This is a genomic window from Streptomyces sp. Y309, assembly GCF_056712025.1.
The window spans coordinates 1,392,206-1,394,844 of the sequence record NZ_CM160048.1 but is presented as its reverse complement, the minus strand read 5'-3'; the positions used below and the strand labels follow the sequence as shown (position 1 = coordinate 1,394,844).

The 2,639-nt window shown below is 72.1% G+C and carries 3 protein-coding genes; all 3 read left to right on the top strand.

Annotation, left to right across the window (positions count from 1 at the left end):
* Window positions 1–55 precede the first annotated feature (55 nt).
* Genes AC0KTA_RS04870 through AC0KTA_RS04860 form a run of 3 tightly spaced genes read left to right on the top strand, consistent with a single transcriptional unit; the run spans window position 56 to window position 2,588 of the window.
* Window positions 56–316, top strand: coding sequence for an acyl carrier protein (locus AC0KTA_RS04870; protein WP_481053852.1), 261 nt, complete (start codon window positions 56–58; stop codon window positions 314–316).
* Complete coding sequence (locus tag AC0KTA_RS04865) at window positions 313–1,470, top strand: acyl-CoA dehydrogenase family protein (RefSeq protein WP_481053851.1); 1,158 nt, start codon at window positions 313–315, stop codon at window positions 1,468–1,470. The genes AC0KTA_RS04870 and AC0KTA_RS04865 overlap by 4 nt, the downstream gene beginning before the upstream one ends.
* A 17-nt stretch (window positions 1,471–1,487) precedes the next feature.
* Complete coding sequence (locus AC0KTA_RS04860) at window positions 1,488–2,588, top strand: HAD-IIIC family phosphatase (protein ID WP_481053850.1); 1,101 nt, start codon at window positions 1,488–1,490, stop codon at window positions 2,586–2,588.
* The last annotated feature ends 51 nt before the right edge of the window (window positions 2,589–2,639 follow it).

The window sequence follows — 2,639 nt, the reverse complement described above, 5'->3', positions numbered from 1 at the left end:
GCCCCGCGCCGCAGTCACCCCATGCGTTCGTGAGACCCGAGAAGAGAGATCACCCATGACGAGAGCACCCGCAACGACCGCGATCGAGGACATCCTGGCCTTCCTGACCCGCGCGCTCGGCACCGAGGTCGGCCCCGACGACGACTACTTCGCCACCGGACTCGCCAACTCGCTCTTCGCCCTCGAACTCGTCAACTTCGTGGAGCACCGCTTCCGGCTGACGGTGGAGGTCGAGGACCTCGCCATCGACAACTTCCGTACGGCCGCGAACATCCTGGCCTTCGCCCAGGCCCGAGGGGGTGTTCTGGCGTCATGACGCAGGCCGCCGGACGCGCGGGCCCGCCGGACGCGGCGGAACTCGCCGCCGCGCTCCGGGGTGAGGCCGCCGAGTGGGACCGCTTGTGCACCCTCCCTGAGCGGGTACGCAAGGCCGTCGCCCAGGCCGGACTCTTCGGGGTCGCCCTGCCCGAGCGCTACGGAGGCTCGGGCTTCGGCCCGGCCGAGCTGGGCGAGGCCTCCGCCGAGCTCGGCGGAGTGTGCAGCGCACTGCGCGGTCTGCTCACCGTGCAGGAGATGGTCGCCGCCGCGCTGCTGCGCTGGGGCACCGCCGCCCAGCGCGAGCAGTGGCTGCCGCAACTGGCCTGCGGGGACCGGTTCGCCGCCTTCGCCGCAACGGAGGCGGAGGCCGGCACCGACCTGGCAGGCGTGCAGACGCGCATCGACGAGGCCGGCGACGACCTGGTCGTCACCGGCCGCAAACGGTGGATCACCTTCGGCGGAACCGCCGACGTCTTCCTCGTCCTGGGCCGGCTGGCCGGCCGGCCGTCGGCGGTACTGGTCGAGGGGAACCTCACGGGTGTACGCCGGGAGCCCGTCAAAGGCCAGCTGGGCATGCGGGCGGCCGAGATCGCCCATGTCGGCTTCGACTCGGTGCGGGTACCGCGGGACCACCTGATCGGCCCGCCCGGCGTGGGCCTCACCCACGTCGTGGGCACGGCCCTGGACCACGGGCGCTACACCGTGGCCTGGGGCTGCGTCGGGATGGCCGAAGCCTGCCTCGACGCCGCGGCCGACCACGCGGTGCACCGCCTTCAGCGGGACGTGCCGCTGGCCGGGCATCAGCTCGTACGCGCCGGACTCGCCCGCGCCGCAGTCCAGGCCAGGGCCGCCCGCGAGCTGTGCGCCCGAGCGGGCCGGCTGCGTCAGGAGGGAGACCCGTCGGCCGTGGCGGAGACCGTTCTCGCCAAGTATGCGGCTGCCGGCGCAGCCACCTTCGTCGCCGGGGCGGCCGTGCAGGTGCTGGGCGCCACGGGGATCGCGCCGGACAGCACGGCGGGCCGCTTCTTCCGGGACGCCAAGGTGATGGAGCTCATCGAGGGCTCGCAGTCCGTGTCGGAACTCCACATCGGCAACCGGCTGTTGCGCCGCTACGGGTACCGGCCCGCGTCCGCCGACGTACCCGCACAGTGATCCGGGAAGGGACCGCCATGAAGCCCGAGACGAACACACCCGAGACGAACACACCCGAGACGGACGCGACCGCCACCGCACCCGCACCCGCAGCGACCGTGAAGTGCCTGGTCTGGGACCTCGACGACACCGTATGGAACGGCACCGTCCTCGAAGGCGACGCCCCCCGGCTCTTCCCCGAGGTCCTTGCCACGCTGAACGTCCTCGACGAGCGCGGAATCCTGCACGCCGCCGCCAGCCGCGGCGACCACGACACCGCTACCGCGCATCTCAGGGCACTCGGCATCGAGGAACTGTTCACGGTCCTGGAGATCGGCTGGGGCGCCAAGTCGGATGCCGTGCGCCGGATCGCCGAGGCCCTCAACATCGGCATCGACACCGTGGCATTCATCGACAACGACGCGGCGGAACGCGCAGAGGTGGCGGCAGCCCACCCTGCGGTACGCGTTCTCGCCGCCGAGCAGGCGGCCGTCCTGCCCGTCCTGCCCGACTTCCAGCCCCCGTTCGTCACCGACGAGAGCCGCGGCCGCCGCCACCTCTACCGCAGCGAACTCCGCCGCAAGCGCGCCCAGGACACCCACTCCGGCCCCGCGAAGGACTTCTTGGCCACCCTCGACCTGGTCCTGACCGTGCGCCGGGCAACCGAGACGGATCTCGACCGCGCCCACGAACTCACCGTCCGCACCCACCAGCTCAACACCACAGGCCGCACCTACGACATGGCCGAACTGCGCAAGCTGAGCGCCTCCCCGTCGCACCAGGTGCTGGTGGCGAGCCTGGAGGACCGCTTCGGCTCGTACGGCACCATCGGCCTCGCATTGAGCGAGCTCACCGGCACCGACAGCGTGCTGAAGCTGCTGCTGCTGTCCTGCAGGGTGATGTCCCGCGGCATCGGTCCCGCCCTGATCGGCCACATCGTCCGCGACGCGCTGGCCGCCGGGCGGCGGCCTGTCGCGGAGTTCGTGCCCACCGAGGTGAACCGGGTGATGCTGGTCAACCTGCGCTTCAGCGGCTTCGACGTCATCGAGCGGAACGGCCCCCGGATCCTGCTCGGCTTCGACCCCGAGCAGACGCCCCCTGCCCAGGACAGTGCGGTACGCGTCGTCACCACCGCCTGACCCCTCCGGTCCGCCTGCACCGGCCGCACCGACCGCACCGACCCCACCGAC